The following is a 26,023-nucleotide window of genomic DNA, read 5'->3' as shown; positions in this document are numbered from 1 at the left end:
TCAACGCTGGTTCGCACGCAGTGCTCCTGCAAACAACAGTCGACCTTTGGAGAAATGCCATGCCCGTCCGCAAGAATATCCTGATCACTGGCGCCAGTTCCGGGCTTGGCGAAGGCATGGCTCGCATCTTTGCGGCCAAAGGCCGCAACCTGGCCTTGTGTGCGCGGCGCATGGATCGTCTGGAAGCACTCAAGGCGGAACTGGAAGAAAAACATCCTGACATTCGCGTACTGATCAAGCCGCTAGACGTGGCCGATTACGATCAGGTGTTCGCTGTGTTTGATGCCTTCCGCACTGAACTGGGCGGTATTGACCGTGTGATCGTCAACGCGGGTATGGGCAAGGGCCAGCCCATTGGCACCGGTTACTTCTATGCCAACCGCCAGACAGCGGAAGTGAACTTTGTGGCAGCGCTGGCGCAGATGGAAGCGGCCATGGAAATTTTCCGTGCCCAGAACGACGGCCATCTTGTGGTGGTGTCATCCATCAGTGCCATGCGCGGCATGAAGAAAAACCTCACCACCTATGCCGCCACCAAGGCCGGGGTGGCCATGCTGGCAGAAGGACTGCAGATGGAACTGATGAATACTCCCATCAAGGTTACCACCCTGTTCCCCGGATTCATTCGTTCGGAGATCAACGAGAAGCTCAAGAACACACCCTTCATCGTTGACACCGAAACCGGCTGCAAGGCACTGGTGAAAAATATCGAGAAGGAAGTCATGAATGCCGCCGTGCCATCCTGGCCCTGGGCACCCATGGGCAGCGCCATGCGCAACCTGCCCCTCAAGCTTGTCGATAAGCTGATGGGGTAATAAAGAGCAATTAACAGTTAATAATGAATAATTAATAGCTGCGCGAGCAGCGCTGTTGTTCTTTTATAACGCTGGAGGCCGCGCCCAAAATCCGGGATCGGCCTCTTGCATAGAAGCACGCGCAACACGCTATCGCTCCGTTATTCATTGTTAACTATTCATTATTAATTGCTTTCCCGCCATTGCATGATGGGCGCCCATTCCTGCCACTCGTCTTTGGCCTGGCGGTTGAGCGGGAAGCGGCGCCCTTCCTCTGCCAGAGGACCTGGCTCAGGCGGGGTGGCGAAACTGATGCCGCCACGCAGCAAATTTTCCAGTGAACTGGACTGCACCTCCGCCCCCTTGAACAGACCCACATCGACAGTCAGACCTGAACTGTTCCAGAACACGCTATTGGTACGCACCAGCTTGCTGTATTCCGGCTTGATGATCGCCTGAATTTCCACATAGCGACTGCCCTCGCTGAGGGCGCTGTCTCCAATAGTGCCCACTTCCATATCGCGATAATAAATATGACGACCTTTTTTCAGGGAGCCCAATTCGTTAGCCACCAGGGTGATTTTTAACCCCAGGTCCGGTTGTTGATCCGGCGGCGTTTCCAGACCGACAAATGCCTTTTGCTGTTCGCCGTCACCGGGCTCCACGGCGATGTATTTCCCCGACACCAGGGTATCCAGATTGCGGGCCCCGGCAATGCCCAATTCCGGTTCCACAATCCAGAACTTGCTGTTCTCTCTCGCCAGCTTCTCCGCATCCCGGTTCAGGCTGGCATGCACATTCACTGTCTTCAGATCGTCACTGAGAACAATATCGTCGACACTGCCCACCGGAACCCCACGGTAGCGCAGCTCCACCCCCGGCTTGATACCCGCTCCGCTCTCGAAGCTGATCTCGATCAGCACATCTCGCTGCAGCAACTGATCGTAGAGCAACCAGGCCGCAACGATCAGACTGAGCAGCGGCACCAACCAGATAGGGGATGGCCAATGTGACTTTTTCACTTCAGGTGCTTCCATGGTCAGACTCCACGTTGATCCGGGATTGTCTTTATCCAGAGTTGTTTGGGGGAAAACGCGTGGGCCGACAGCATGGTCAACACCACCGCCATGGCAAACGCCAGAATGCCGGGCTCGGGCTTCACGCTGGCCAGATTACCGAACTCCACCAGGGCTGCCAGCAGCGCCACAACAAAGACATCGAGCATGGACCAGCGACCGATCCAGTACACCAATCGATAGGCTCGCGTGCTCAGCAAGGGATCCGTTTCACCAGGAGCACGCCAGTAAACCACCGCCAGCACCAGTACCTTGAACAATGGCACCAGCAAACTCGCCACCATGACAATGATGGCGATACCGGGCATACCTGCCTCGAATAGCTGCCAGATCCCATCCACGATGGTACTGGTCTTGCTGCGGCCACCCTGGGTCACCGTCATGATCGGCAACAGATTGGCCGGTACCAACCAGACCAGCGCGGCAATCAACAGTGACCAGTAAAGGGCTCGAGATTCATGCGCCATGGGCATCCCCGCCACACGGATCTGCAATCAGTCGTTGCAGTTGATCCGGTTGAGCCAGGGTCTCCACAATCAGGCGCAACACCACCGCCATTCCCAGACAGGCAATGCCGGCTCCCGGAGTGATCGAGGCCAGATCTCCCAGCTTGGTCATGGAAATCAGGATGCCGAGCAAGAATATATCGGTCATGGCCCACTCCCGACTTTGTCGGTAAACCTGCATCCACCGTGGCGATGCCACCGGTTGTTGCTGACGGGCAGCCCATAACAGCCGGGTAACTACCACCAGATTGGCCAGCGGCATGATCAGCAGGGTAAACAGCAACAGCAGGCCTGCCGGCAGGTAAACGCCATGCATGAGTGCGCCGATGCAATCCAGCAGGCTGGCGCTGTTATCCAGCCCCAGATTCTCCAGGCGAAGCAGCGGCAGGGTCATGGCGGGCACCCACAAGAACGCGGTGGCAACGGACAGCGCCAGCAGGGAGTCTGGCTTCAGCCGCCAGGCACCGCTGAGCCGACAGTCACACCTGGGACAACGCCAACTGCCGCGTCCCTTGCCGGCAGGCATGCGCAGACGGGTATGACAATCCGGGCATTGCAGGGTATCCGGCTGACATGATGGGCGAGAACCTTCCCGGTTCGCTGACAACGGCGACTCCTTTCCTGTGGGGAGCAGACAGAATGACATTGCCTGATTTCAGCGTCTGTGAAAACCAGCGGGGTTTTTACGGATTTTTATAAAGGGGAAACGGATAGCTGATTGTGGCAGGGTCAACGGATTGGCCGAATCAGTGAGCACACATACCGCAACTCTCCAGCAAAACCTGCAGGAACCGGAGTACAACGAAGGGCGCGTTCTGCAAAGGCCTGTCGAGCCTGGCAAGGCCTGATCGCCCTGCGGTCGATTCCGCTCTTCACACAGTTCGCGGCTCATACCCTGACGAGCACAAGAGCTCCACTCCTACAGCGGCTCCGCAGAACAGCAGAGAATTTCGGGAACTTTTCCGGGGTGACCGNGTAGCTTGTAGCTTGTAGCTTGTAGCTTGTAGCTTGTAGCTTGTAGCTTGTAGCTTGTAGCTTGTAGCTTGTAGCTTGTAGCTCGTAGCTATCAGTCTATCGGGCCGGGGGTCTTGCGCTTTTTCACAGTGGCAAAGCCACCCTGGGTATCCGGTGCGGCAGGCTTGCTGCTGCGTCGACCTGCCGGTTTTTTTGCAGCGGCTTTTTTCTTCAGCCCTTTCTTGCCTGCCTTCTTGGCATCCGCTTTCTTTTTCAGCTTGTTCTTTTTGCTACCCGCCGCCTTGCCATTGGACTTGAGCTTCTTCGGACCCAGAAAATTGCCTTTCAGTGCTTCCACAATCCGGAACTCGAACTGCTGACGCAGGTAGCGCTGGATGCTGGCCATCAAGTTCCACTCATGGGCAGCAATCAGGGAGATCGCGGTGCCCTCACCGCCCACCCGGCCGGTTCGGCCGATGCGGTGCACATACTCGTCGCCGCTACGGGGCATGTCGAAGTTGATGACCAGATCCAGGCCTTCCACATGAATACCGCGGGCCGCCACATCGGTGGCCACCAGCACCTTAACGCCACCATCCTTGAGACGATCCATGGCCAGCTTGCGGTCTTTCTGATCCTTCTCGCCATGGAGGACAAACACCTTCAGATTGGGAGTCCGCAGCACGCCACCAAGCCGATCCGCCTGCTCACGGGTGTTGGTGAAAATCACTGCCTTGTCATAGGTCTCATGGGCCAGCAGCCATTGCACCAGGCGCTCCTTGTGGGCCACATCATCGGCGGTGATGATCTGCTGCTGGATGGATTCGTTCAGGTCGCGCACGGTATCCAGCAGCAGGAACTTCGGCTCACGCAGCACATTTTCCACCACGCGATCCATGGCGTTGCCACCACGGGTAGCGGAGAACAGCAGGGTTTGTCGCTCGGCAGGACATTCCGCCGCCAGACGCAAAACGTCCTCACTGAAACCCATGTCCAGCATGCGGTCAGATTCATCCAGCACCAACACTTCCAGATCTTTCAGCAACAGATTACCGGCTTCGAGATGCTCGATCAGACGCCCCGGCGTGCCGATCAGGATCTCCGGATTCCTGCGCATCTTCGCCGCCTGCACCTTGAAGTCCTCGCCACCGGTGAGCAGCTCTGCCTTGACGAAGGTATAGCGGGCCAGTGCTTCCACCTGCTTGAGCGTCTGCTGAGCCAACTCACGGGTGGGCAGCAGGATCAGGGCGCGGGTATCGGTGCGGGGACGGGAATGCTGCAACAAGCCATTGAGCAGCGGCAACAGGAAGGCCGCTGTCTTGCCGCTACCGGTGCGGGCGATTACCCGCAGATCATGTCCGGCCATCGCCTCGGGAATGGCAGACGCCTGAACCGGGGTAGGATTGGTAATTTCCATTTCGGACAGGGCGCGCACCAGGCGCTCATGAAGATCGAGTTCGGCAAAGCTGGACATGCTGGTATGACTCCTGAATACAGAGTGCCATTGTAGCAGCTGGGGGAGTTGAAAGTTCAAAGTTTAAAGTTCAAAAGCGCGGGAAGCGCCCCTGTTCCTGCAAGGCCCAGCCCGCGCCGCACTTTATGGACGCGGACTTCGACCGCATAGCCCTGCCATCTCAGGACCGCGCTTCAACTTTGAACTCAATCGGCCACCCAGGCGAAGCGTGGCACCGTCTCCCCGTCCTTTTCCACCGTCTCGGCAAACATGGCCAGTGGTCTGACCCACAGCGCCCGTTCGCCGTAGAGCGGGTAATAGACCACCAGCGTCTCTTCTGTCTCGGAATGGGTAGCCAGCCCAATAACCTGGTAATCGTTGCCTTTGTAGTGCCGGTAACGGCCGGGTTTTACTTCACTCAAGTCATTCTCCTCTTGCCAGACGCTCGGCAATGGCCGCCAGCACCTGGGGATTCCACGGCAGGCCCACATGGGTGCCGGTCACTTCCACATTTTCCGTTAGCGGGCCCTCGTTCTCCAGACAGCACTGCCAGTTCACAATGCCATCCGCGCGGGTGTAAATCGCCGTACAGGGCACCGGTGGCGGAGCAATGCGGTCGTAAAACGCCTCACGATCAGGATTCTGGTGCTGCGGATTGAACAGCCGGAACAAGGCCGACACATTATTTGCCTCTGGATCGCCATTGATGGGGCTGCCAAGGGTAAACACGTGACTGACCCGCTGCGGAAAAACCCGCGCCAGCTCACGGGCAAACACCCCGCCCAGACTCCAGCCCACCAGTGCCACCGGCTGCTCATGCCGGGCATGAATGGCCTGAAGCTGGCTGACCAGCAGCTCACGTCGCTGTCGATTCATGCCGGTGTTGGTGCCCTGGGCCCAGCCGTAGCTGCTGTAGCCCAGCCGTGCGAGGCTGCGTCGTAATGGCCGGGTACTCACATCGCTGGCACCAAAGCCGGGCAGCACCAGCACCGGCTGACCATTGCCCGCCGGCAAACGCCGGTGGCCAAGCCCTTTCGCCAGATAGCGCCCGTAGGCTAGCATGGCCCGGCTTTCGCCCAGCAACAGTCCCATTGAGGGCGGCGACAGCTTGTCGGTCATCATCCTGCTCCGAATTCGTTACACCAGACCACGCTGGCTATGACAGGAATGGTACCCTGTGAAAAAAACCGTTAAATAGTCCGGTAGACGATTGGCTCAACTGACCCGCCCGGGAACACCACCGCCCGGCAACAGTCACAGTGACCAGCCAATGGCTGAAGCCGGAAAAGAGGAAAACATGCAGAAAACCCTGGTAGCCCTGATCTCCCTGCTCCTGCTGTGCAGCACCAGCCAGGCCATGGCCCGCAAGTCTGCCGAGGGCAAGAATGTATATGGCTGGGTGGAAAACACCACACTGATGCCCTGGGGCGTCAAGTTGAAGGCAAAGCTGGACAGCGGCGCCCTCACTTCTTCCCTGCATGCTACGGATGTGAAAGTTTTTGAGCGCAATGGTGAAAAGTGGGTGCGCTTCACCGTGGATGTGGAAGACCTGGCCACTGGCGAAAAAGTCTCACAGACCTTTGAAAAACCCCGCTATCGCAAGGTATTGATTCGTGGCGCCGGCGGCGAGGATCGCCGCCCGGTAGTGCTGATGCAACTGTGCATGGGCGATACTGTCTATGAGGAACAGTTCACTCTCAATGACCGCTCCGACATGATCTACCCGGTTCTCCTGGGCCGCCGCACCCTGTCGCACCTGGGCTATCTGGATGTGACCGAGACCTTCCTCCACGACCCCACCTGCACCGCCACATCACCGCTTAAGCTGGACAAGGATCAGGAAGACGACAAGGACATCGACGACTGACCACTTGGGAGGACAAGCTTCAAGCTACAACGCGGCATAGGGGCTTGCGAAGACCGAAACACAGGGCCGCGTCCAGAATCCTGGTGCGTCCCGGTCGTTTTAAAGCAAAAAATCTGGCCGAAATCAGATTTTTTTCGTTTGGTTGTAGCACTGGGTGGCTCCAGGTGTCCGGGCGCGGCCCGAATGCTGAAGTTTGCACCCACCTTCCCGGCGCGTTGCAGCTTGAAGATTGAGGCTTGTAGCTGCCTTACGCCGGATTCACCTCGAAGTACCCCAGCAAACCATCCAGCGCTTCGCGCAGCACATTCCCCTGCAGGCTGATACGCGCCTCCAGTTCGGCCACCGCATCCTCCGAGTCCATGGCGTCGATGTTTTCCTGCAGCAGATCCAGCGCCTTGATGCGCTTGATCTCCAGCTTGTCGTTCACATCCAGTTCCAGGTTGTCCTGCCAGGCCAGGTTAATGCGCGTGACCACCATGCCGGTTTCCAGGTGCGCCAGAATCTCTTCCTGGCCCAGATCCACGGCAGTGAACTTCACCGCTGCACCTTCGTCCTTTACGCCTTTGAGCTCGCAACGGTCACCCAGGGTAAACCCCTCCGGCAGCAGCTTGGTGTCACGCAGCCAGTTGCTGAAACTGGTGTACGGGGCAGAGTTGGGCGCTGGATAGGCCACCGGCAGAGTCCCTATGGCCTTGCGCAGGCAGGCCACCACCTCTTCAGCACGGGTGGCGGAGGACGCATCCACCAGTACCCGCTTGCGTTCGGTATCAATCAGCAGACTGGTGCGCCGGGAGCGGGTGAACGCACGGGGCATCAACTCAAAGGTAATCTGCTCTTTCAGCTCGGCCTTTTCCTTGCGACCTACCTTGCGGCCTTCCTCGTCCTGAATGTGCTCCACCTTCTCATCCAGCAATTCCTTGATCACCGGACCGGGCAGCAAGCGGGTTGTTTCCTGATAGGTGCAATAGATGAAACCATCCACCGCATAGGCCATGGGATCCTGCCCCTTCAACGGCGGCACAAAGCCTTCCGTGCGCAGTGTCTGACTGCCACAGGGCTGGCAGCGGTTATTGGCCAGGATTTCATCCAGCTCGGCCACGGAGAAGGAAAAGGGCTCATCGCCCAGATACACAATCAGGTTCTTGATCCACATAGTCTTGTATCCAAAAGCCGGGGCGAAAAAGGGCGCCACCGGAAAACGGGGGGCCGGCCACAGTAGCGAAATGCCCAGCCCGCCTCAAGCGCTACGGTTGCAACTGATCAGCAAACCGGCAAACTCACTATTCTGTAGCAGACCTCGCCACGGGCACATTGCCAGGCGGACAATGAAATCTGGAGCTCCCATGGATTACCTGCGCACCCCGGACAGTCGCTTCGAACGCTTGCTCGATTATCCCTTCGATCCTCACTATGTGGATGTGGGCGGTCTGCGTATGCACTATCTGGACGAGGGCCCCGGTGACGCGGATCCGGTACTCATGCTCCATGGCGAGCCGTCCTGGTCCTACCTGTACCGGCACATGATTCCAGTCTGCGCCGCCGCCGGTCACCGGGTGATCGCTCCGGACCTGATCGGTTTTGGCAAATCCGACAAACCTATCGATATCAACGCTTACAGCTACCAGAGTCATATGGACTGGTTGCTATTGCTGCTGGATCAACTTGAGCTGATCAATATCACCCTGGTGTGTCAGGACTGGGGCTCATTGCTGGGCCTGCGCCTGGCAGCAGAAAACCCGGACCGTTTCCGTGCCATCGTGGTGGGTAACGGTATGCTGCCCACCGGGGACCAGAAAACCCCCAAGGCCTTTCAGCTATGGAAGAACTTTGCCATCTACAGCCCGGTATTCCCCATCGCGCGTATCATCGATAGCGGCACCTTCCGTAAACTCGGCCCGGACGAACGCCGCGCCTACGATGCCCCCTTCCCGAACCGCAAGTACAAGGCGGGAGCAAGGGCCTTTCCCAAGCTGGTGCCGGTCACCCCCAATGACCCGGCCAGTGACGCCAACCGAACGGCCTGGCAATCCCTCGAGCAATGGGACAAGCCCTTCCTGACTACCTTCAGCAATGGCGACCCCATCACCCGCGGCGGCGACAAGTATATGCAGGAGCGGGTACCAGGCGCCAAGGGACAGCCACACCAGACCCTGGTGGGCGGGCACTTTCTTCAGGAAGATTCGCCGGTGGTGTTTGCCCGGGCGGTTAACGCCCTGCTTGAACGACTGGACTGATGCGCTGCCCGCCGGAGTCTCACCCCGGCGGGGTACAGCGACTGCGCCTCACAACCTGTGCAGGTTTATCAGCAACAGGGTTACAACACGCCGCCCTGAGCAGCGGGTACGCCAACGCAGGCCCTGGGCAACACTTGATTGCCGGGCAGGTAGCGGCCAAACGCCTGCGCTTCACCCAGCGCCGGATCGAAACCGTTCTCCCGGTCCCAGGCCACCCGGCCATTGATGATAGTGGCGGTAACCGCATCGTCATTGCGCTTCACGATACGCTGGATTTCCGCATCCTCGATGGGCATGGGCGCCCAGTGCACGTCATCCAGTTCCTCAGTGAGCCCCTCCGGGTCCACGATCACCACATCCGCCCGGGCCCCTTTGGCGATATGCCCCGCCGACAGGCCAAACCAGTCCGCCAGGTCCGAGGTGACCTGCTGCACCCCTTCTGCCACGCTGATGAAAGGCACCCCTTCCAGCTCCGCATCACGAACATACTTGAGCAGGCGTAACGGAAAGTTGTACTGGGCAATGGATTCCAGATGGGCACCGGAATCGGCAAACCCCACATGGGTATGGGGGCTGGCCAGCAGTTTGCGCACCACGTCCGGGCGATGGTTGCCGTAGTTGGTTTTCCAGCGCAGTGCATTGCGGTACTGCACCGCCAGATCGAAATAGGCATCCACCGCATCCTTGCCGTCCCGGGCACCGATTTCCTCGAAGTTCTTGCCGATCAGGGATGCATCCGGGCAGTCCACCACCCAGCAATCACTGAAATCCCGATGCCACAGCCCCTTGGTGAACAGGGCATTCACATGCTTCTTGAACAGCTTGCGGAAGGCCGGGTCATCCACCTTCGCGTACATGGCGTCCTCGTCCTTGTAATCACGCAGCAACTCGCCGGAAGCAAACTCCTCAAACGCGTTGACGTTCAGCCCACTCAGATAAACGGTGAAGGGTGCCGGCAGGGTCTGCCAACGGAAATTGCCGCGCAGGATACGGTTGGCCAGAAACCCGCTGAGGCGGGTGACCACGTTCAACCAGGGGTTGGACTTGAGATCCAGTGCAGTGAGCATGGAACACTTCATCGGGCGGCGGAACAGCCCGTGGGCCTGCCAGAGAAAACGCAGCACATTTACTTTCTTGACCGCATCGGGGGCGCCCTGCATGACGCCGTTACGACGACGCAACACCGCAAACAAACGCTTGAATTCATTCCAGCGGGCATAGGTGGACGGCAAGGGCCGTGACCAGGCGCGATCACCGTCCACCTTGTCCAGCCTCGTAGTCATCAGCGACAAACCCACACACCCGGCGTCCAGTGCTTCCTCCAGGAACTGCTCCATGCGCTGCAGCTCCTGCTCGGACGGTTTCACGTCAGAGGTGGCACGCTCCAGCCCCATTACCGCCACGCGCAAATCGGAATGGCCAATGAAAGAACCCAGGTTCGGCCCCAGGGGGTGCTGCTCATAGAAGCCACGATAACCGGCAGCATTTTTCCAGCGTTTGCGCTTTTCCAGTACCGGTAATACCAGCTCCCGGGGCACCGCCTCCACCCGAGTGAACAGATCCGAGCAGTCTTCCGGTTGCGCATTGACCATGCTGATGGAACAGGAGCCGATCATCACCGTGGTGACCCCGTGTCGCACCGACTCCTTGAGCGCCGGTGCCGCAATCACCTCGGCATCATAGTGGCTATGGGTTTCGATAAAGCCCGGCGTTACCCACTTGCCGGTGGCATCGTAGTAATGCGTGGCGGAATCTGCCGGCAATGGCTGATCACTGATCTTGATCACCCGGCCATCGCGAATGCCAAGATGACAAATACCCCGGCTGTCACCGGAGCCATCGAAGACTTCACCATGATTTATCACGATATCGAAGACAGGCTGCATGTGCTTTCCCTTACCTGGCCCACAGCCATTTTGGCGAAGGCTTTATTGTTATCTACAGAAGAGGAAAGAATGTAAGAGAAAGCCGGGTACAAAAGCCCGGACAATTGGTGACAGCTTACCGTGGAAACGGGACATCCCCGCCTCAGACTGTCGCTTGCGGTACCGCTCTCCAGAACTCCGCGCGATTGCGGCCCTGCGCCTTGGCGCGATAGAGCATCGCGTCCGCCCTCGCCATCAGTTCGCGTTCATCCGCTTCATCAGCGACGTGCCAGATTGCCACACCAAAGCTGGCCGAGACGGGTAATGCCTCGCCGTTCTCCAGCGTCAACGGGGAACGCTCGATGCCAACCCGGCAGCGTTCGATCACCCGGTCCGCGCCACTGGCATCGGTTTCAGGCAACAACAGCACAAACTCTTCACCGCCAATACGGCCAATGACATCGGTTTCCCGCAGGCAGCGGCGCAACACGCTGGCCACGCGCACCAACACGTCGTCCCCCACCCCATGTCCATGGGTGTCATTGATACGTTTGAAATGGTCCAGATCCATCAGGCAGACGCCGAGCGGCTGCCCGCCGCGGCGGGCACGGGCCAACTCATGACCAAACCGGTTGAACAGCTCACGGCGGTTGGATAACCCGGTGAGCGGGTCATGCAGGGCCTGATTGCGAATCTGCGCCTCCCGGTAGACCCAGCGACCGAGCAACAGGGCAATCAGCGTGATCACCACTGTGATGAACGGCACCATGAAGGCCACCGTGCTGGCAATCCAGTAGTAGGACAGCACCTCCTGGGTAATGGGGTAGGTAAGGAAGTAAATCGCGTGGGCGCTGTAACCGCGCACTGACAACCAGGCCAGCAGTAACACCACCAATACCGAGAAGGCAAAATTCCAGGCCACCCGCGGGAAACCGAACAGGACAAAGCCCACCAGTGGTGAGCCCACCAGTACCATCCCGGTCATGGGGCTGTATAAGCCCACCGTCCAGCCCAGCAACAGAAAGCCGATACTGAAGAACGACATGAACACCACGGGGTAATAGACGGAATGACGCTTAATACGCCGCAACAATGCGCCCCAGGCGATCAGCACCAGCCAACCCGCCTGGTTGAACAGCATCACCTGCCCCATCACCTCCGCCCCTTCGGCAGACACAAACTGCGTGGCAAACTCGGTGAAATTAACAGTGAAAAGGTGCCAGAGGTAAACGAGCCCCATATAGCCCCAGAGCAACACGGAAAGCAGCAAACACTTGTCCCTGTCGCTCCACTCGAGCAATCGGTAAATCGCCAATAAGCGTGCAGGCTTTTTTTTCATTATTATGCGTGACCTGGTTCACACCTTCACTGCCATTATGGCAGGCCGCACCTCCACCTGAAGTGGTCAGAATAACGTCTGTCCCGGACAGGCCACCAGTGGTCGGATATTGCCATCACTCGTAGCTCAGGTGCGTCGCCTTGCCCCGGAACACCCGGTAAATGAAAACGGTGTAGCCAAGAATCATGGGCAGGGCGATCACCGCCCCCCAGAAGGTAAACAGCAGGGATTCCGTGGCCGAGGCTGCATCCCAGATCGACAGCTGGCCGAGCACCACATCCGGGAACAGGCTGTAGGCCAGACCAATTCCTGCCAGCACGCAGATCACAATCAGCGCCAGAAACGCCAGCCAGCCGTAGCCGTTGTCGAGAATCTGGTGGCTGTTGAAAATCCAGATCAAGCCCGCCCAGGCCAACCCGGTAGCAATGGGAATCGGCATAAGGCCAATGGCATTGGGCAGAGTGAACCACTTGTCCGCAATGGTCTGGCTCACCAGCGGGGTGGCGATGGAAATCAGCAGCAGGAAAGCGCCCATGGGCCACACCGCCAGCTGCCCCCAACGGGCAGCCTTCCGGAACAGCTCGCCTTCTGTCTTGATCAGCAACCAGGCCGCACCGAGCATGATATAGAGCGCCGGCAACGCCAGCCCGATCAGCACCGCAAACAGGGTGCTGGTGGCATCACCGGTGAGTCCTGTGACGTAGGCGCCCAGCATCCAGCCCTGGGACACGGACGCCACCAGGGAACCGAGGGCAAACAGCCGGTTCCACATGGCCTTGTGCTGATCACCGGCTTTGACCCGAAAATCGAAGGATACCCCCCGCAGGATCAGCCCCATCAACATGATGGTCACCGGCAGGTAGAGTGACGTCAGCACAATGCCATGGGCCCGGGGAAAGGCGATCAGGAGAATCCCCACCCCGAGCACGATCCAGGTCTCATTGGCATCCCAGAACGGTCCGATGGCCGCCACCATCACGTCCTTTTCCGGGTCGGAGGCGAACGGCAGCAGCATACCGATACCCAGATCGTAGCCGTCCAGCACCACATAGATCAGCAGCGCCAACCCCATGGCCCCGGCGAAAAACAGCGGCAACCAGTATCCCAGATCCATCATGCGTCTCCTTCGGTGCGAGCGTCGTCCATGGCCAGTTGCTGCGGTGTCAGCGACAGGGAACGGGCCGGCTTGGTGGCCAGATAGCGCAATGCGGCGATGTAGGCCACCAGCAGGAAGGCGTACAGCAACACATAACCAAACAGGGTGCCGGCAACCGTGGCACTACTGTGGTCGGCCACCACCTCCGAGGTTTTCAGCAGGCCGTCCACGATCCAGGGCTGACGGCCAATCTCGGTGACGTACCAGCCCGCCAGCACCGCCACCCAGCCGGAGAAGGTCATGATCGACATGGCACGCAACAACCAGGGGTGGGCGCTACTGCTTTCCTCTCTGTCGCGAAACAAACGCCACAGGGCCCACCAACCTACCAGCACCATCAGCATGCCCACACCCACCATGATGCGAAACGCCCAGAACACCGGCGCCACCGGCGGGTGTTCGCCCTCGAATTCATTCAGCCCTTTCAGCTCGCCCTCCCACTCATGGGTCAGAATCAGGCTGGCCAGCCCCGGCACCTTGATAGCCATGTGCGTGGTTCTGGCGTCTTCGTCCGGGAAGCCAAACAGGGTCAGAGGCGCATTTTTCTCGGTCTCCCAGATGCCTTCCATGGCCGCGATCTTGGCCGGCTGGTGCTCCAGGGTATTGAGACCGTGCATGTCACCGATCCACACTTGCAGGGGAGCCAACACCGCCGCCATCAGGGCACCGGTGCGCATCACCTTCCAGGTGGCGGGACCATCGACTTGCTTCAGCGCCCGCCAGGCACTGACGCCCATGATCAGGAACGCTGCAGTGAGCAGCGAGGCATTCAGCATGTGCGCAAAGCGATAGGGGAAAGACGGATTGAAGATCACCGCCCACCAGCTTTCCACGAAAAACACCCCGTCTTCGATGCGATAGCCACTGGGGGTCTGCATCCAGGAGTTCAGGCTCAGGATCCAGAACGCGGAGAATGAGGTGCCCACCGCCACCAGCGCCGTGGCAATCAAGTGCGTGCGGTTGGACACCCTGTCCTTGCCGAACAGCATGATGCCCAGGAAGGAGGCCTCCAGGAAAAAGGCCGTGAGCACCTCATAGCCCAGCAGTGGGCCCGCTATGTTGCCAGCCCTTTCCATGAAGCCAGGCCAGTTGGTACCGAACTGGAAGCTCATGGTGATGCCCGAGACCACCCCCAGCGCAAAGCTCAGCGCAAAAATCTTTACCCAGAAGAAATAGGCGTATTCCCAGGCCTTGTCGCCGGACAGGGTATAACGCAGGCGGAAGTAGAACAGCACCCAGCACAGACCAATGGTGATGGTGGGAAACAGAATGTGAAAACTGATGTTGGCGGCAAACTGCAAGCGCGCCAGCAGGAAGGGGTCAAATTCCATTCCATATCTCCTGAAGGAATATCCATATAACCATACTATCAGGCTCTTCCGGGCTGCCCAGATGACAAATTGTCCATCCCTCTGCCAGACGTGAACAACGCGTCAGTAATAACACTATCTCTACAAAGGACACAATTCGTTAGATAGCGCACAACAAGGACACTACAGCGCCCTTTCTGTTTACCCAACAAAATGCATTTCATCATTTTTTGCAGCGCTGGCTGCGACTTCGATATCTGTACCGGAATTAACGGGAGAGTCCCATGAGCAAAACAAAAAAAGTGTTTCAGGCATTGAGTGCCGCCGCTGCGCTGACGCTCAGCAGTACCGCTTTCGCGGCGGTGGAGCGTACCTTCTGCGTATTCGACATCATCGGCGCCAGTGGCGACACCTACAACATGATGAAAGACTACAAGACCGCCGCCCTGGCCTGGGGGGTGGATGTGGAACTCAAGCCCTACACTGACGAAAAGATCGCCTCTGAAGATCTCAAGGCCAACCAGTGTGATGCCGCTGTTCTCACCGGCATCCGCGGTCGCCAGTTCAACAGCTACACCGGCAGCATGGATTCCATCGGCGCCATTCCCAGCTACGACGCCATGCAAACCGTGATCGCGGTACTGGCCAGTGGCAAAGTGGACCAGCATCTGGTGTCTGGCCCCTATGAAGTGGGTGGCGTGTTCCCCCTCGGCGCGGCCTTCCTGTTCCTCAAGGACAAGGAAATTGACACCGTGGAAGAGCTGGCCGGTAAATCCATCGCCGTTCTGGAGTACGACAGCGCCCAGGCCAACATGGCCTCCCGGGTGGGCATGTCTCCGGTCATGTCAGATATCACCAACTTCTCTACCCGCTTCAACAATGGCTCCGTGGATATCTGCTTTGCCCCGGTAATGGGTTATTCCGCTCTGGAACTCTACAAGGGCATGGCCCCCAGCGGCGGCATCCTGGATTACGTCCTCGGTCAGCTGAGCGCCCAGGTAATCATTCGCAAGGACCGCTTCCCGGACGGCTTCGGTCAGCAATCCCGCAAATTCATGTCTGGCCAGTTTGACCGCGCCATGAAGCTGATCGACAACGCCAGCAGCGAAATCGATGACAAATGGTGGATCCGCATCCCCGAGGCCGACAAGCTGCGTTACGACCAGATGATGCGCGAGGCCCGCATTGCCCTCACCAAAGATGGCGTTTACAACAAGGACATGATGAGCCTGCTGCGCAAGGTACGCTGCAAGCAGGAACCGTCCCGCGCCGAATGCGTCAACCCGGTGGAATAACCCCACCCGCTCCGGCCACCGGCACTCCCCGGTGGCCGGGGCCTCCCTGCCCCTTTCCCCACACAAATCCCCTTTCCGCACTGTTCACCGAGCCAACGGCAAATATTGTCGCCGGTAAATCACTGCGGGGCTCACCCGCCCTCTGTTACGCTGATGCACCCAGTCACGTGATGGAGTCACCATGAGCCCGACCTACGGCTTCCAGTTTGATAACAGCTACGCCCGGCTGCCCGAGGCCCTGTTTTCCCTCAGTGCCCCCCAGCCTGTGGCCAAGCCGGACATGGTGCTGTTCAACCACGCCCTGGCCGATGAACTGGGGTTGGACGCAGATGCCCTGGCCCAACAGCCAGACTGGTTCAGCGGCAACACGGAGATTCCCGGCAGCACCCCCCTGGCCCAGGCCTATGCCGGCCACCAGTTCGGCAACCTGACCATGCTCGGGGATGGACGCGCCATCCTGCTGGGTGAACACCTCACAGAAGATGGCCGCCGGCGGGACATCCAGCTGAAAGGAGGCGGCCGCACTCCGTTTTCCCGCGGCGGCGATGGCCGTGCGGCCCTGGGGCCCATGCTCCGGGAATATGTCATCAGCGAAGCCATGCATGGCCTGGGTATACCCACTTCACGCAGCCTGGCAGTGGTAGCAAACGGGGAGCCGGTCTACCGGGACCAACCGCTGCCCGGCGCCATCCTTACCCGTGTGGCCGCCTCACACCTGCGCGTGGGCACCTTCCAGTACGCCGCCGCCCAGCAAGACCCTGCCCTGATGGACACCCTGATAGACTACACCCTGCACCGCCACTATCCGGACCAGCAGGGCAACGACAACCCGGCGCTGGCGCTGCTGGACGCAGTAATAGCTGAGCAGATCGCCCTGGTAACCCACTGGATGCGGGTGGGTTTCATCCATGGTGTTCTCAATACAGACAACGTAACCCTCAGCGGTGAAACCATCGACTATGGCCCCTGTGCCTTCATGGATCGTTACGACCAGGACACCGTATTCAGCTCCATTGATCGCCAGGGCCGCTATGCGTTTGGCAACCAGCCGGCAATCACCCAGTGGAACCTGACCCGCTTTGCAGAAACCCTGCTCAGCCGCATGGATGACGATGTAGACCGCGCCATCGAGATGGCCACCGAGCGACTCAAGGGCTGGAGCAGCACCTATGATGCGAGCTGGCTGGCCATGATGCGAAACAAGCTGGGACTGACAGGCGAGCAGGCAGAAGATGAAAGCCTGATCACGGATCTGCTCTCCCTGATGCAGTTACACAAGGCGGATTACACCAATACTTTTCGCCTGCTGATTGGCGGGCAACAACCGCAGGGCCAGGCTTACAACAATGATGCCTTTGCCAGCTGGCATGCACGCTGGCTGGCGCGCCTGGAACACGAAGGCAACGTTGATGACAGCTGGGCACGGATGCGACAGAACAACCCGGCTATCATTCCCCGCAACCATCAGGTGGAAAAGGCGTTACAGGCCGCAGAAGAAGACGGCGACCTCAGTGTGGTTAACCGTCTGCTGGCCGCACTGAGCGATCCTTACGCGGATCGCGATGCAGAGGACCCTTATGTGCAACCTCCGAAAGAGGATGAGGTGGTGTGCGCTACTTTTTGTGGGACGTGACGATTCCGCAGAGAGGAAATTGAAATGCGTTTCTGGAATCCTTACCTCGCTTGGGCTCGGATCGCGAGCAGGCTCGCTCCTACAGCGGCTTCGTAGAAACGCCGAAATCCGGGGAACTTTTCGACCTCTCTTATTCCAATCGAGTGTAGCTCGTAGCTCGTAGCTCGTAGCTCTCAGCCCAGCCGCAAATGGTTATCCCACCAGCCTCCCGGCAGATCCAGCCACTGGCTTTGCAGCTGACCATCCCGATAGCCGAAATAACGGCAGCGCCCCTGACCGGAGGTCACGGCAAAGCCTTCATCCACCACGCCAACACCGGCGCAGTCCGCCATGGGCACATCCACCAGCGTCTCGGCACTGTCCAGATCCCAGACGAAGAAACGGTTCCCACGGGGGGCCGTCATGGCCACCTGGCGGCGCCGGCTGTGAATGGCAATGCTGGCCGTGTACTGGTCCATCATGGCCAGCTGTGACGGGGCCACCGGAAAAGGCTGATACGCATCACCGGGGCGCCTTACCGCCAGCAGCGGCACAGATTCCCAGGCATCCCCCTGATACTGCTGCCCCGTGATCACCGTGCCGTCATCCGCCACCGCCAGATGCCGAATGCTGCTTTGTTGGTGGCGCAGGGTTTCCTTGCTGTGCAACTCACCATGGCGATCCATGATCACCAGGCTCGGCGCCATGTTGTCCAGATTGGTTTTCTCGCGGCTGCCTTCGGTGCGGATGCCGCCGTTGGCCACCACCAGCGATTCTCCACCCGGCATCCAGGCCAGCTGATGAGGTCCAACACCATGGGTGGGCACTTCTCCGTCATGGATCAAACGCAACGAGCCGGATTCCAGACGGTAACGACCGAGCACACCCCGGCCCGGCTCATCCAGATCATTCTCGGTGGCATACAACCACTCGCCGGCACCATGGAATACCGCATGACCATAAAAGTGCCGCTGCGGCTGGCTGCGCACCGTCTGCAACAAGCGCCCGTCACGCAGATCCACCAGATAACTTTCCCGGGAAGGACGACGCCCCACAAACAACGCCACCGGCAAAAACGGATGACGCGCCACATCATGACAGCGCTCCGCCACCGGAGTGGCAAAGGCGCGACGGCCATCGAGAAAGTAGCCCGCACAAAAATGCTGCCCGGCAGCATCATTACGAGCCGACAACAACAGTGGCGACTGCCCCCTGCCCTGCCATAACGCCCAGCCACCCAGCGCTGCCACGCCACCAATAGCGGCACCCATGCCAAGAAGATGTCGTCGTGTCAGTGTCATGATTTCCTCACCAGGCACAGCCCCTGCCAGAACATGCGGGAGCGCAGCGAGTTTCGAGTTTCCAAGAGCAAAACCCAAGCCCGCCAGGCGCCAAAGTTTTTTACGCTTTTGACTTTCGCAACTCGAAACTCGTCACTCGAAACTGTCTTTAATCCCCGTCATTGGCATTAAAGCCCAGCTGAATTCCCAGATCTTTTGCCAGCTCTACCTGCTGAAGATTTTCCAGATTATCCAGGCTGTCATACAGGGATTGCAGCCGTGGCAGGTTCTCCTTGTTCTGCACCAGCTCCACCAGTGGCGCTGGCAGGCCCGCCAGTTTTTGCGCGGTATTTTCATAGCCGGAATCGATACGGGAAACCAGTTGCGCATCGCCCACCAGCGAACGCACCTGCTCCCAGACTGCGCGGGCACCGGCCAGGGATGCCTGCAGGTTGCCGATGGAATGTTGACTACGCCATGCCTCGGCCTGCCACGGCTGCGGCACCCCTTTATTCAGACGTCCCATGGGCGTACCCAGTTTTTTCTTGAGCACATCCACGGCGGTAATCTGGGTTCGCAGAATGAGGCTCAGCGCTTCATCAGCACTGGCGTATCGCTGGTTGGGAAAATCGACCAGCATGGCGGCCATTCCCTGCGGCCCTTCCCACAGTTCCAGCACGGCTTTCGACAGCGCCTGCTGGTGACGGGCAATCCCGGTAAGTAGCGGACAATACCGATCGGACCGGGTGTCCAGATCCACGGCCTCATCAAACAGCACGTACTCGAACGCACTCAGTCCCTGCACCACCACGCTGGCGCCTTCCAGCGCCTCCTGGCTCAGTGGCGACGAGGCATCCAGCAGCGCTTCCACCTGGCGGGCCACCATGTTGCGCTTGTCCGGCCAGAACTGGACCTGCCAGCTGCGGTTACCTTCCGCCATGGGCCCCACCATCAGCGGCTGCAGGTAGGACCAGCTTTGCAGCACACGATAAAAGCCTTGCTTGAGCGCGGGCCCATCCAGTTCATCGGCACAATAGCCCTGCGTCGCCACCAGCAGGGCGGCATTACTGTCGTGCCATTGCTGATGCGCTGGCAACAGCACCTGATGCGCAAGCTGCTCCGTGACTTCCTCACGCGGGTTGCTGCAGGCGCTCAGCAGCACCGCCACCAGCGCAATCATTACTGCACGCATCAACATTACTCCTTGCCCATTCATGATCATCACCCGATCACAGTGAATTGAGGAACGCCAGCAAGGCAGCGCGCTGGCCAGCATCAAATGTCAGCACCTTGTCACGGGACGATGCCGCCTCGCCGCCATGCCAGAGGACTGCTTCCATCAGGTTTCGGGCACGGCCATCATGGAGAAATTGCGTGTGGCCATTCACCGCTTCCGTCAGGCCGATACCCCACAGGGGGGGCGTACGCCACTCCTGTCCATTGGCCAGAAATTCGGGGCGGCCATCCGCCAGGCCCGGCCCCATGTCGTGCAGCAACAGATCGCTATAGGGGCGAATGGTCTGGCTGGCCAGTTCCGGCTCTGGCGCCTCCGCGGCAGTGGTATAGCTGGGCACATGACAACCCTGGCAGTTGGCCTGGAAGAACAGACTCTTGCCGGCCAGCACCTCGGGATCATCCACGTTCCGGCGCGCCGGCACGGCCAGATTGCGGGTATAGAACGTCACATTATCGAGAATCTCATCGCTGACTTCCGGGGTGCCGCCATCGGGCAATGCCAGGCAATCCTTCTGGCTCGGTGCACAGGAATCCGTGGGCACCAGATGACTGGTCAGCCCCATGTCATTGGCAAACGCTTCCGCATTCTGCTGGCGCAGACTGGGCTGGCCGGCCTTCCAGCCAAACCGGCCCATCCTGATGGTGCCGGAGGCGCGATCCCATACCCGGTTGGCGCGACCACTGATGCCATCGCCATTGTCATCATCCGGATCCGCATGGGCCAGCAGGTCGGCGTCACTGATGGATTCAAGAAAGCCCAGGCCGATCACCGGTGGGGCGATACGGGCAGAGAACAGCGTGGCCGGGTGCATCTCGCCATAGCCCAGATTGCTGAACGAAAGACGCGGTTTGCGCAGCTCCACTTCATGTCCATCGGCAAAGGTCATGACCACAGGCACATATTCCACCCGCACGCGCCCTTCCGGGGCGATGCCGGGAATCGCAGCATCCTGGAACTGGCCACCGTAATTCGGCTCCGCCACCAAGCCACTGCGAGTCAGATCATCGCCCTCACCAGCCGGAACGGAAAGACGCACCAGCATGGATACCGCCTGCTTAGCCTCCGGCCCGGGCGGATGACCCCGGCCATCCTTGATATGACAGTTCTGGCAGGCATTGGTATTGAACAGCGGCCCCAGACCATCGCGGGCGTCGGTGGACGCCGGCGCAATCACCCATGGGTTGCGAAAGAAACTGTTGCCGACACTGAAATCCAGACGCCGGGTGGGCGACAGATTGGCCAACGGCAGGGAAAAGGCATTCTGATCCGTCTTGGTAACGGTACCGTCACCAACAGACAGCTGCTCACCAGGCTCAGCCTCGGAAAATGAAGGGCCGGCATCACAGCCTGCCAGCAGGCCGGCAAGGGACAGGGTCAACAGAGCGTAGCGCAAGACAGACATCCTTCCAGAAAAACGTGAGAAAACCATGCGGCCATGGCGACACCGCCCGGCAACACAGCGAAACGCCGCCCGTGGGCGGCGTCATAGTAGCAGTTCAGAACTGATGGTCAGCGGTATCCGGATTGAGCGCCTGAATATCCAGCACCAGGGCCGCCTTCTCGATACCCCCGGTCTGCTGCACCAGCGCCTCGATGGCACCATTGATCAGCGCAGCCCCCTCGGCATTGCCCGGGGCAATCAGCTGATCAAAATGAGTGCCGTTGGCGGCGCTGTCCACCAGACCTTGCAGAGCCGCTTCCGAGGCTGTCAGCTCCTGCTTCAGCGCACGGTCCGCTGCCGTATCCCTGGCTGCCACCAGATCACTCAGGGACGGGCCGCTGACGGTGTCGCCGTTGACCCGCTGATATTCGCCCAGATAGACATTGCGAATGCCCTTGCCATTATAAAAGTGCGAGAAGTGGGTGTTGTCACTGAAGCAGTCGTGCTCGTCTTCCGGGGAATGAGCCGCCAGCGCCACCTTCATGCGCTCGCCGGCCAGCTCGCCAAGGGACAGGCTGCCCATGCCGAACAGCATCTTGCGCAGGCCATTTTTCACGGCATCCGCTTCCAGCTCGGCGCGGTAATTTTCTGCGCCCGGCTGCCACTGGGCCACCATGAATTCCAGATCTGCAATCAACAGGTTGGTCACCGCCTGCAGGTAGGCACGACGACGGGCATTATGCCCACCCGTGGCCTCCGCACCGGTGGCAAAATCAGTGGCCGGACGCTGGCCGGCACCCGCCTCGGTGCCATTCAGATCCTGCCCCCAGAGCAAGAATTCGATGGCATGGTAGCCGGTGGCCACATTCACTTCAGAGCCACCCAGTTCGTTCAGGCTGGCCAGCAGCTCGCCATTCAGGTCAGAGAGATCCAGACGCTGCTCACCGATGGTCAGCGACTCACTGGCTATGATATTGGCACGGGCACCGGGGTTGCCCATCACCGCCTGATAGTCGTCGTCCACGTAATCAATCAGCCCTTCATCCAGCGGCCAGGCATTTACCTGCCCTTCCCATTCATCCACCACCCGGTTTCCAAAGCGGAAGACCTCGGTCTGCATGTAGGGCACCCGCGCCGCGCGCCAGGCATCCCGGGCGGCCGCCAGGGTCGCCTCGTCGGGCTGTGCCAGCAGGGCATCAATGGCCGATTGCAACGCCCGGGCCTCGCTCAGCGCGTCGCTGTATACCGCCAGTGCCAGCTCGCCGTAGTGACTGACAACCTGGCGGGCTTGCGCCTCGTCATAGGGGGCAGTTGGGGCTGCCGGCTGTTCATCACTACAACCGGCAATCCACAGGGAGGAAAGCAGCAAGCCTCCGGCAGCAACACGGGTCAACATAGGATTTCCTCAATTGATACTCGACAGCAAAACGGGACCGATGCCCTCATCAAGGGTTCGGGGGCTCCCGCAAAAACACCATAATGCGAATTATTCTCATTATTTTAAAGGGGAAATAGCAAAAAATGTACGGATTGCCGGAAAATGCGGGTCAACTCAGGCCAAACCCGGGCTATACAGAGAGTATTTTGGGTGAACCCTGTTCAAAGAGCGCCTAAAATGCCCCCCGCAGCGTCAGCTGCCTTTTATCCCTGTCCGCCCATTACCTTGCGAGACACCACACATGACCACTGTGCTCCTCATCCTGGTGGCGCTGGGCTTTGTGTCCATCGTCATTGAAGACATCGTTCACATCGACAAGGCCAAGACCACCCTGTTCTTTGGTTCCTTTGCCTGGCTGCTGTTCTTTATTGCTCCGCCGGCACATCTCAGCCACGCCGAACTGATGGAACGTCTCAATGAAAACCTGTTGGATATCGCCACCCTGTGGCTGTTCCTGATGGCAGCCATGACGTTCGTGGCTTACCTGTCCGGCAAGGGCATCATCGACAGTCTGGTCAACCGCCTGCTGCCGTCACAGATCAGCGAACGCAAACTGATGCTGCTCACCGGCCTGTTCGCCTTCCTGTTTTCCTCCATGGCAGACAACATCACCGCCACCCTGGTGTGCATTGCGGTATTGATGAATCTGGACCTGCCCACCAAAAAGCTGCTGCGCTATCTGGTGCTGGTAGTGTTTTCGGTCAATGCCGGCGGTACTGCGCTGATCACCGGGGATGTCACCACCCTGATGATTTTCCTGGCTGGCAAGGTCGCCATACCGGATCTGATGTTGCTCAGCCTGCCTGCCGGCGGGGCGGTAGCCGTGTTGGCCGTGATGTTATCGCTGGGCCTTAACGGCCAGGTCCAAATCGAAAAAAAGGTGCAGGCCACCGACCGGGGTGACAAGGTCATCGCCCTGCTTTTCTTTGCCACCATCATCGGCACCATTGGCGCCAACGTGGCATTCGGTATCCCCCCGGTTTTGTGTTTCCTGTTTGGCCTGTCGCTGATGTTCATGGTGGTCCAGTTCACCAACAAGGATGAACCGATACTGGAATATATCCGCAAGATCGAGTTCGACACCCTGCTGTTTTTCCTCGGCGTGCTGCTGCTGGTGGGCATGCTCAAGGAACTGGGCATGCTGGCCTACTTCCCGGCCCTGTATGACGTGCTGCCCCCGGTGGCGGCCAACTTCCTGGTGGGCCTGGCCTCCGCCCTGTTTGATAACGTACCGCTGACAGCAGCATTGCTGAACTCGGGGATCGAGATGACACTGCCGGAATGGCTGTCCCTGACCTACTCGGTCGGCGTGGGGGGCGCATTGCTGGTGATCGGCTCCGCCGCCGGGGTTATCGCCATGAGCAAGGTGGACGCGCTCACGTTCGGCTCCTACCTGCGCTATTTCCTCTACCTGCTGGTGGCGTATAGCGTGGGGTTTGTGGCGGTACTGGGGCTGGGCGCGCTTCTTTAGAGACGAGTTGAAAGTTCAACGTTGAAACGCGGATGGGTTGATGTTTTCTTGCCAGCCATGGCCGCGCTCACAGTTAATGGCGCGGCCACGGACGTTAAAATGCGATATCCGTTACCGCGCTTTTGAACTTTAAACTTTCAACGGCTCTCAAACCTGAAACGCCGGGTGATAATGCACTTCTGCATCCGGCCAGCTACCGTTGAGCAACAGCGCCTGAAAGTATTCAGCCGGCACACCGGCCAGACGAAGCAGGGGCGTGGACACAAAACCAAAACGCACATACCAGCCAGGGTCGCCCAGAACCACGCAACCATGGGCGCCCTGTTTCTTGAGGGCATCGAGCCCCGCCAGCACCAGCTGGCTGCCCACCCCATGCCCTTGCCATTGCGGCAACACGGAGACCGGGCCAAGGCCGAACCAGTGGCTGGCGCCACAGGAAAGCGTCACCGGGGAAAAAGCGATATGCCCCACCAGCTTGCCATCCAGCTCAGCCACCAGTGACAACGACAGTGCCTCCGCTTCCCTTAACGCATCAACGATAAAGGGCTCGCGCTGGTCGCTGTGCGACACATTGGCAAATGCCGCCGCAGTGAGGGTGTGAATGGCCGGAATATCTTCCGGGGTTTCGCCACGCAAATAAAAGTCAGACATGGTGCGCTCCATTGCCTGGAACCGGCCTCTCGCCGCACATGGTTTGCGGCTCGAGAGGCTCTTCTGGAGCGACGCGGAATTAGCCATGCCGTTCAGGAACGTTCGGGTTGTTCCAATCCGGGGGAGGACTTGTCGCTCGCCCCGAATGCTAATTCGCGCCGTAAAGGTCGCTGCTGAGTTCCTTGAGATCCTTGTCCATTTGCTGCCAGCGATCGCCACCATCATGACTGTCGATATCGGCCAGCTCATGGTATTCATCAATGCGCTGCTGCAAATCGGTCAGCACTTCCTGCAAGGCCAGACGGTGGCGCTCGGCTTCAGTATTCACGTCGCCGCTATCACCCACTGCCTTGTTTTCCAACTGCAGCAGTTCGCTTTCCAGCTCATCAAGTTTGCCCTTGATGTCGGTAATCATCGTTTTCACGTCTTCCATAATCGCACTCCATGTTCGACCAGGATTCACAGATGAATCCGTTCCCAGATTGCCGCTGTTTGTTTGCAAAGGTCAACTTCATCAACGGCAAGCGTATCCACCGTCTGACAATCGGTCAGTGTTCGACTAGTCTTGATGCAAATCCACGTATGGTCGAGATGCTCACTTTCCGCTACATTCGCGGTCAGAGTCACCTATTACGCAACCCTGCAGGTCAACCATGAAAAAAGCCGTAAAACGGGCAGAATTACTCAAGGACATGATTCAGGAAGCCATCGACGACGGCGCCACCACCGTGGAAGAAGTGCACCAGCACATTGCTGGCCTGCCGTTTGATGCCCTGGAAAATCTGGGATTGCTTGAAGAACAGGCCAGCTCGCTCAAGGAAAAGCAGCGCAAGACCATCGGCATGGTCTACGACACCATCCGCCGCATCAACAGCGACATCGGCAACCTGATTTCCGAACAATTCGCCGCCCTGGAAGATGCTGAAGCAGCACGCAGAAACATGGACAGGAACAGCGACGAGTAACCCTTGCCTGGCCAGCACCCGGATTGGCACAAGGGCCCGCGCGCTGGCCGAAGCACCTTTCGCTTGCCAACTTACCCAATGGGCAGAGAACTCCCACTTGAAAAGATGCCAGCCCGGGAACTTTTCCGAACCTTNATCC

At 59.0% G+C, this 26,023-nt stretch carries 24 protein-coding genes; 7 read left to right on the top strand and 17 right to left on the bottom strand.

All coding sequences use genetic code 11. The features are described 5' to 3' along the window. The first annotated feature begins 59 nt into the window (after nucleotides 1-59). Nucleotides 60-815 (top strand): SDR family oxidoreductase, encoded by a 756-nt coding sequence (locus GQF00_RS10830; RefSeq protein WP_161319152.1) that lies wholly within the window; start codon nucleotides 60-62, stop codon nucleotides 813-815. A 164-nt stretch (nucleotides 816-979) separates the two neighbouring features. Here the strand turns inward: GQF00_RS10830 and GQF00_RS10825 are convergent, their stop codons facing one another. The 6 genes from GQF00_RS10825 to GQF00_RS10800 form a co-directional block, all read right to left on the bottom strand. Further along, complete coding sequence (locus GQF00_RS10825) at nucleotides 980-1,831, bottom strand: intermembrane transport protein PqiB (protein WP_161319151.1); 852 nt, start codon at nucleotides 1,829-1,831, stop codon at nucleotides 980-982. Nucleotides 1,832-1,833: 2 nt separating this feature from the next. Beyond that, nucleotides 1,834-2,337: a paraquat-inducible protein A gene (locus tag GQF00_RS10820; RefSeq protein WP_161319150.1), complete on the bottom strand. Its 504-nt coding sequence runs from the start codon at nucleotides 2,335-2,337 to the stop codon at nucleotides 1,834-1,836. Then, the gene (locus GQF00_RS10815) at nucleotides 2,327-2,983 is read right to left on the bottom strand and encodes a paraquat-inducible protein A (protein ID WP_237440465.1); all 657 of its coding nucleotides are present in this window, start codon (nucleotides 2,981-2,983) and stop codon (nucleotides 2,327-2,329) included. The genes GQF00_RS10820 and GQF00_RS10815 overlap by 11 nt, the downstream gene beginning before the upstream one ends. A 459-nt stretch (nucleotides 2,984-3,442) precedes the next feature. After that, nucleotides 3,443-4,804, bottom strand: coding sequence for a DEAD/DEAH box helicase (locus GQF00_RS10810; protein ID WP_161319148.1), 1,362 nt, complete (start codon nucleotides 4,802-4,804; stop codon nucleotides 3,443-3,445). A gap of 185 nt (nucleotides 4,805-4,989) precedes the next feature. Continuing rightward, entirely contained in the window at nucleotides 4,990-5,205 is a 216-nt protein-coding gene (locus tag GQF00_RS10805) for a DUF1653 domain-containing protein (RefSeq protein ID WP_202560449.1), read from the bottom strand. A gap of 1 nt (nucleotide 5,206) precedes the next feature. Then, complete coding sequence (locus tag GQF00_RS10800) at nucleotides 5,207-5,905, bottom strand: triacylglycerol lipase (RefSeq protein ID WP_237440464.1); 699 nt, start codon at nucleotides 5,903-5,905, stop codon at nucleotides 5,207-5,209. Between the two features lie 175 nt (nucleotides 5,906-6,080). On the opposite strand from GQF00_RS10800, the gene GQF00_RS10795 reads away from it, so the two are divergent. Continuing rightward, on the top strand, nucleotides 6,081-6,650 hold the full coding sequence (locus tag GQF00_RS10795) for an ATP-dependent zinc protease (RefSeq protein WP_161319145.1): 570 nt from the start codon (nucleotides 6,081-6,083) through the stop codon (nucleotides 6,648-6,650). Between the two features lie 247 nt (nucleotides 6,651-6,897). On the opposite strand, the gene GQF00_RS10790 is transcribed toward GQF00_RS10795, so the two are convergent. Then, a complete protein-coding gene (locus GQF00_RS10790; protein WP_161319144.1) occupies nucleotides 6,898-7,803 on the bottom strand; it encodes a recombination-associated protein RdgC in 906 nt (301 codons plus the stop codon). A gap of 190 nt (nucleotides 7,804-7,993) precedes the next feature. Between GQF00_RS10790 and GQF00_RS10785 the strand changes: the two genes are divergently transcribed. Further along, nucleotides 7,994-8,884 carry a haloalkane dehalogenase gene (locus tag GQF00_RS10785; protein ID WP_161319143.1) on the top strand — a complete coding sequence of 297 codons (891 nt, stop codon included), beginning with the start codon at nucleotides 7,994-7,996 and terminating at the stop codon, nucleotides 8,882-8,884. An 80-nt stretch (nucleotides 8,885-8,964) separates the two neighbouring features. On the opposite strand, the gene GQF00_RS10780 is transcribed toward GQF00_RS10785, so the two are convergent. The 4 genes from GQF00_RS10780 to GQF00_RS10765 all read right to left on the bottom strand — a co-directional run bounded on the left by GQF00_RS10780 (nucleotide 8,965) and on the right by GQF00_RS10765 (nucleotide 14,575). Next, complete coding sequence (locus GQF00_RS10780) at nucleotides 8,965-10,770, bottom strand: amidohydrolase family protein (protein WP_161319142.1); 1,806 nt, start codon at nucleotides 10,768-10,770, stop codon at nucleotides 8,965-8,967. A 142-nt stretch (nucleotides 10,771-10,912) separates the two neighbouring features. After that, nucleotides 10,913-12,088: a GGDEF domain-containing protein gene (locus GQF00_RS10775; protein ID WP_161319141.1), complete on the bottom strand. Its 1,176-nt coding sequence runs from the start codon at nucleotides 12,086-12,088 to the stop codon at nucleotides 10,913-10,915. A gap of 115 nt (nucleotides 12,089-12,203) precedes the next feature. Beyond that, nucleotides 12,204-13,205 carry a cytochrome d ubiquinol oxidase subunit II gene (locus GQF00_RS10770; RefSeq protein ID WP_237440463.1) on the bottom strand — a complete coding sequence of 334 codons (1,002 nt, stop codon included), beginning with the start codon at nucleotides 13,203-13,205 and terminating at the stop codon, nucleotides 12,204-12,206. Further along, complete coding sequence (locus GQF00_RS10765; protein ID WP_161319140.1) at nucleotides 13,202-14,575, bottom strand: cytochrome ubiquinol oxidase subunit I; 1,374 nt, start codon at nucleotides 14,573-14,575, stop codon at nucleotides 13,202-13,204. Before GQF00_RS10765 ends, GQF00_RS10770 begins: the two co-directional genes overlap by 4 nt. 263 nt (nucleotides 14,576-14,838) lie before the next feature. Here GQF00_RS10765 and GQF00_RS10760 point away from each other — a divergent pair, with 263 nt between their 5' ends. Together GQF00_RS10760 and GQF00_RS10755 are read left to right on the top strand one after the other, a co-directional pair. Further along, nucleotides 14,839-15,849, top strand: coding sequence for a putative solute-binding protein (locus tag GQF00_RS10760; protein ID WP_161319139.1), 1,011 nt, complete (start codon nucleotides 14,839-14,841; stop codon nucleotides 15,847-15,849). A 181-nt stretch (nucleotides 15,850-16,030) separates the two neighbouring features. Then, the gene (locus GQF00_RS10755; protein WP_161319138.1) at nucleotides 16,031-17,482 is read left to right on the top strand and encodes a YdiU family protein; all 1,452 of its coding nucleotides are present in this window, start codon (nucleotides 16,031-16,033) and stop codon (nucleotides 17,480-17,482) included. A gap of 173 nt (nucleotides 17,483-17,655) precedes the next feature. Here GQF00_RS10755 and GQF00_RS10750 read toward each other — a convergent pair whose 3' ends face one another. The 4 genes from GQF00_RS10750 to GQF00_RS10735 form a co-directional block, all read right to left on the bottom strand. After that, a complete protein-coding gene (locus tag GQF00_RS10750; protein ID WP_202560448.1) occupies nucleotides 17,656-18,762 on the bottom strand; it encodes a DUF1513 domain-containing protein in 1,107 nt (368 codons plus the stop codon). 148 nt (nucleotides 18,763-18,910) lie between these two features. Then, a complete protein-coding gene (locus GQF00_RS10745; protein ID WP_202560447.1) occupies nucleotides 18,911-19,933 on the bottom strand; it encodes an imelysin family protein in 1,023 nt (340 codons plus the stop codon). 37 nt (nucleotides 19,934-19,970) lie between these two features. Then, nucleotides 19,971-21,371, bottom strand: a complete 1,401-nt coding sequence (locus GQF00_RS10740; RefSeq protein ID WP_161319137.1) for a di-heme oxidoredictase family protein — start codon at nucleotides 21,369-21,371, stop codon at nucleotides 19,971-19,973. Between the two features lie 103 nt (nucleotides 21,372-21,474). Further along, a complete protein-coding gene (locus GQF00_RS10735) occupies nucleotides 21,475-22,755 on the bottom strand; it encodes an imelysin family protein (protein ID WP_161319136.1) in 1,281 nt (426 codons plus the stop codon). A 283-nt stretch (nucleotides 22,756-23,038) separates the two neighbouring features. Between GQF00_RS10735 and nhaD the strand changes: the two genes are divergently transcribed. After that, nucleotides 23,039-24,268: a sodium:proton antiporter NhaD gene (gene nhaD / locus GQF00_RS10730; protein ID WP_161319135.1), complete on the top strand. Its 1,230-nt coding sequence runs from the start codon at nucleotides 23,039-23,041 to the stop codon at nucleotides 24,266-24,268. A 147-nt stretch (nucleotides 24,269-24,415) separates the two neighbouring features. Here nhaD and GQF00_RS10725 read toward each other — a convergent pair whose 3' ends face one another. Both GQF00_RS10725 and GQF00_RS10720 read right to left on the bottom strand, forming a co-directional pair. Continuing rightward, a complete protein-coding gene (locus tag GQF00_RS10725; protein WP_161319134.1) occupies nucleotides 24,416-24,919 on the bottom strand; it encodes a GNAT family N-acetyltransferase in 504 nt (167 codons plus the stop codon). Nucleotides 24,920-25,067: 148 nt separating this feature from the next. Continuing rightward, a complete protein-coding gene (locus GQF00_RS10720) occupies nucleotides 25,068-25,352 on the bottom strand; it encodes a hypothetical protein (RefSeq protein ID WP_161319133.1) in 285 nt (94 codons plus the stop codon). Nucleotides 25,353-25,572: 220 nt separating this feature from the next. Between GQF00_RS10720 and GQF00_RS10715 the strand changes: the two genes are divergently transcribed. Continuing rightward, the gene (locus GQF00_RS10715; protein WP_161319132.1) at nucleotides 25,573-25,884 is read left to right on the top strand and encodes a hypothetical protein; all 312 of its coding nucleotides are present in this window, start codon (nucleotides 25,573-25,575) and stop codon (nucleotides 25,882-25,884) included. The last annotated feature ends 139 nt before the right edge of the window (nucleotides 25,885-26,023 follow it).

The organism is Alcanivorax sp. DP30 (assembly GCF_009882945.1).
Lineage (GTDB): Bacteria > Pseudomonadota > Gammaproteobacteria > Pseudomonadales > Alcanivoracaceae > Alcanivorax.
This window is presented reverse-complemented; position numbering and strand designations above follow the sequence as displayed.

What these genes read in the sequence shown, in the direction of transcription:
- GQF00_RS10825 (WP_161319151.1), bottom strand. Translation starts at nt 1,831, where the DNA reads ATGGAAGCACCTGAAGTGAAAAAGTCACATTGGCCATCCCCTATCTGG.
- GQF00_RS10745 (WP_202560447.1), bottom strand. Translation starts at nt 19,933, where the DNA reads ATGCGTGCAGTAATGATTGCGCTGGTGGCGGTGCTGCTGAGCGCCTGC.
- GQF00_RS10720 (WP_161319133.1), bottom strand. Translation starts at nt 25,352, where the DNA reads ATGGAAGACGTGAAAACGATGATTACCGACATCAAGGGCAAACTTGAT.
- GQF00_RS10800 (WP_237440464.1), bottom strand. Translation starts at nt 5,905, where the DNA reads ATGATGACCGACAAGCTGTCGCCGCCCTCAATGGGACTGTTGCTGGGC.
- GQF00_RS10775 (WP_161319141.1), bottom strand. Translation starts at nt 12,088, where the DNA reads ATGAAAAAAAAGCCTGCACGCTTATTGGCGATTTACCGATTGCTCGAG.
- GQF00_RS10755 (WP_161319138.1), top strand. Translation starts at nt 16,031, where the DNA reads ATGAGCCCGACCTACGGCTTCCAGTTTGATAACAGCTACGCCCGGCTG.
- GQF00_RS10795 (WP_161319145.1), top strand. Translation starts at nt 6,081, where the DNA reads ATGCAGAAAACCCTGGTAGCCCTGATCTCCCTGCTCCTGCTGTGCAGC.
- GQF00_RS10820 (WP_161319150.1), bottom strand. Translation starts at nt 2,337, where the DNA reads ATGGCGCATGAATCTCGAGCCCTTTACTGGTCACTGTTGATTGCCGCG.
- GQF00_RS10725 (WP_161319134.1), bottom strand. Translation starts at nt 24,919, where the DNA reads ATGTCTGACTTTTATTTGCGTGGCGAAACCCCGGAAGATATTCCGGCC.
- GQF00_RS10735 (WP_161319136.1), bottom strand. Translation starts at nt 22,755, where the DNA reads ATGTTGACCCGTGTTGCTGCCGGAGGCTTGCTGCTTTCCTCCCTGTGG.
- GQF00_RS10810 (WP_161319148.1), bottom strand. Translation starts at nt 4,804, where the DNA reads ATGTCCAGCTTTGCCGAACTCGATCTTCATGAGCGCCTGGTGCGCGCC.
- GQF00_RS10770 (WP_237440463.1), bottom strand. Translation starts at nt 13,205, where the DNA reads ATGATGGATCTGGGATACTGGTTGCCGCTGTTTTTCGCCGGGGCCATG.
- GQF00_RS10765 (WP_161319140.1), bottom strand. Translation starts at nt 14,575, where the DNA reads ATGGAATTTGACCCCTTCCTGCTGGCGCGCTTGCAGTTTGCCGCCAAC.
- nhaD (WP_161319135.1), top strand. Translation starts at nt 23,039, where the DNA reads ATGACCACTGTGCTCCTCATCCTGGTGGCGCTGGGCTTTGTGTCCATC.
- GQF00_RS10760 (WP_161319139.1), top strand. Translation starts at nt 14,839, where the DNA reads ATGAGCAAAACAAAAAAAGTGTTTCAGGCATTGAGTGCCGCCGCTGCG.
- GQF00_RS10750 (WP_202560448.1), bottom strand. Translation starts at nt 18,762, where the DNA reads ATGACACTGACACGACGACATCTTCTTGGCATGGGTGCCGCTATTGGT.
- GQF00_RS10785 (WP_161319143.1), top strand. Translation starts at nt 7,994, where the DNA reads ATGGATTACCTGCGCACCCCGGACAGTCGCTTCGAACGCTTGCTCGAT.
- GQF00_RS10790 (WP_161319144.1), bottom strand. Translation starts at nt 7,803, where the DNA reads ATGTGGATCAAGAACCTGATTGTGTATCTGGGCGATGAGCCCTTTTCC.
- GQF00_RS10830 (WP_161319152.1), top strand. Translation starts at nt 60, where the DNA reads ATGCCCGTCCGCAAGAATATCCTGATCACTGGCGCCAGTTCCGGGCTT.
- GQF00_RS10780 (WP_161319142.1), bottom strand. Translation starts at nt 10,770, where the DNA reads ATGCAGCCTGTCTTCGATATCGTGATAAATCATGGTGAAGTCTTCGAT.
- GQF00_RS10715 (WP_161319132.1), top strand. Translation starts at nt 25,573, where the DNA reads ATGAAAAAAGCCGTAAAACGGGCAGAATTACTCAAGGACATGATTCAG.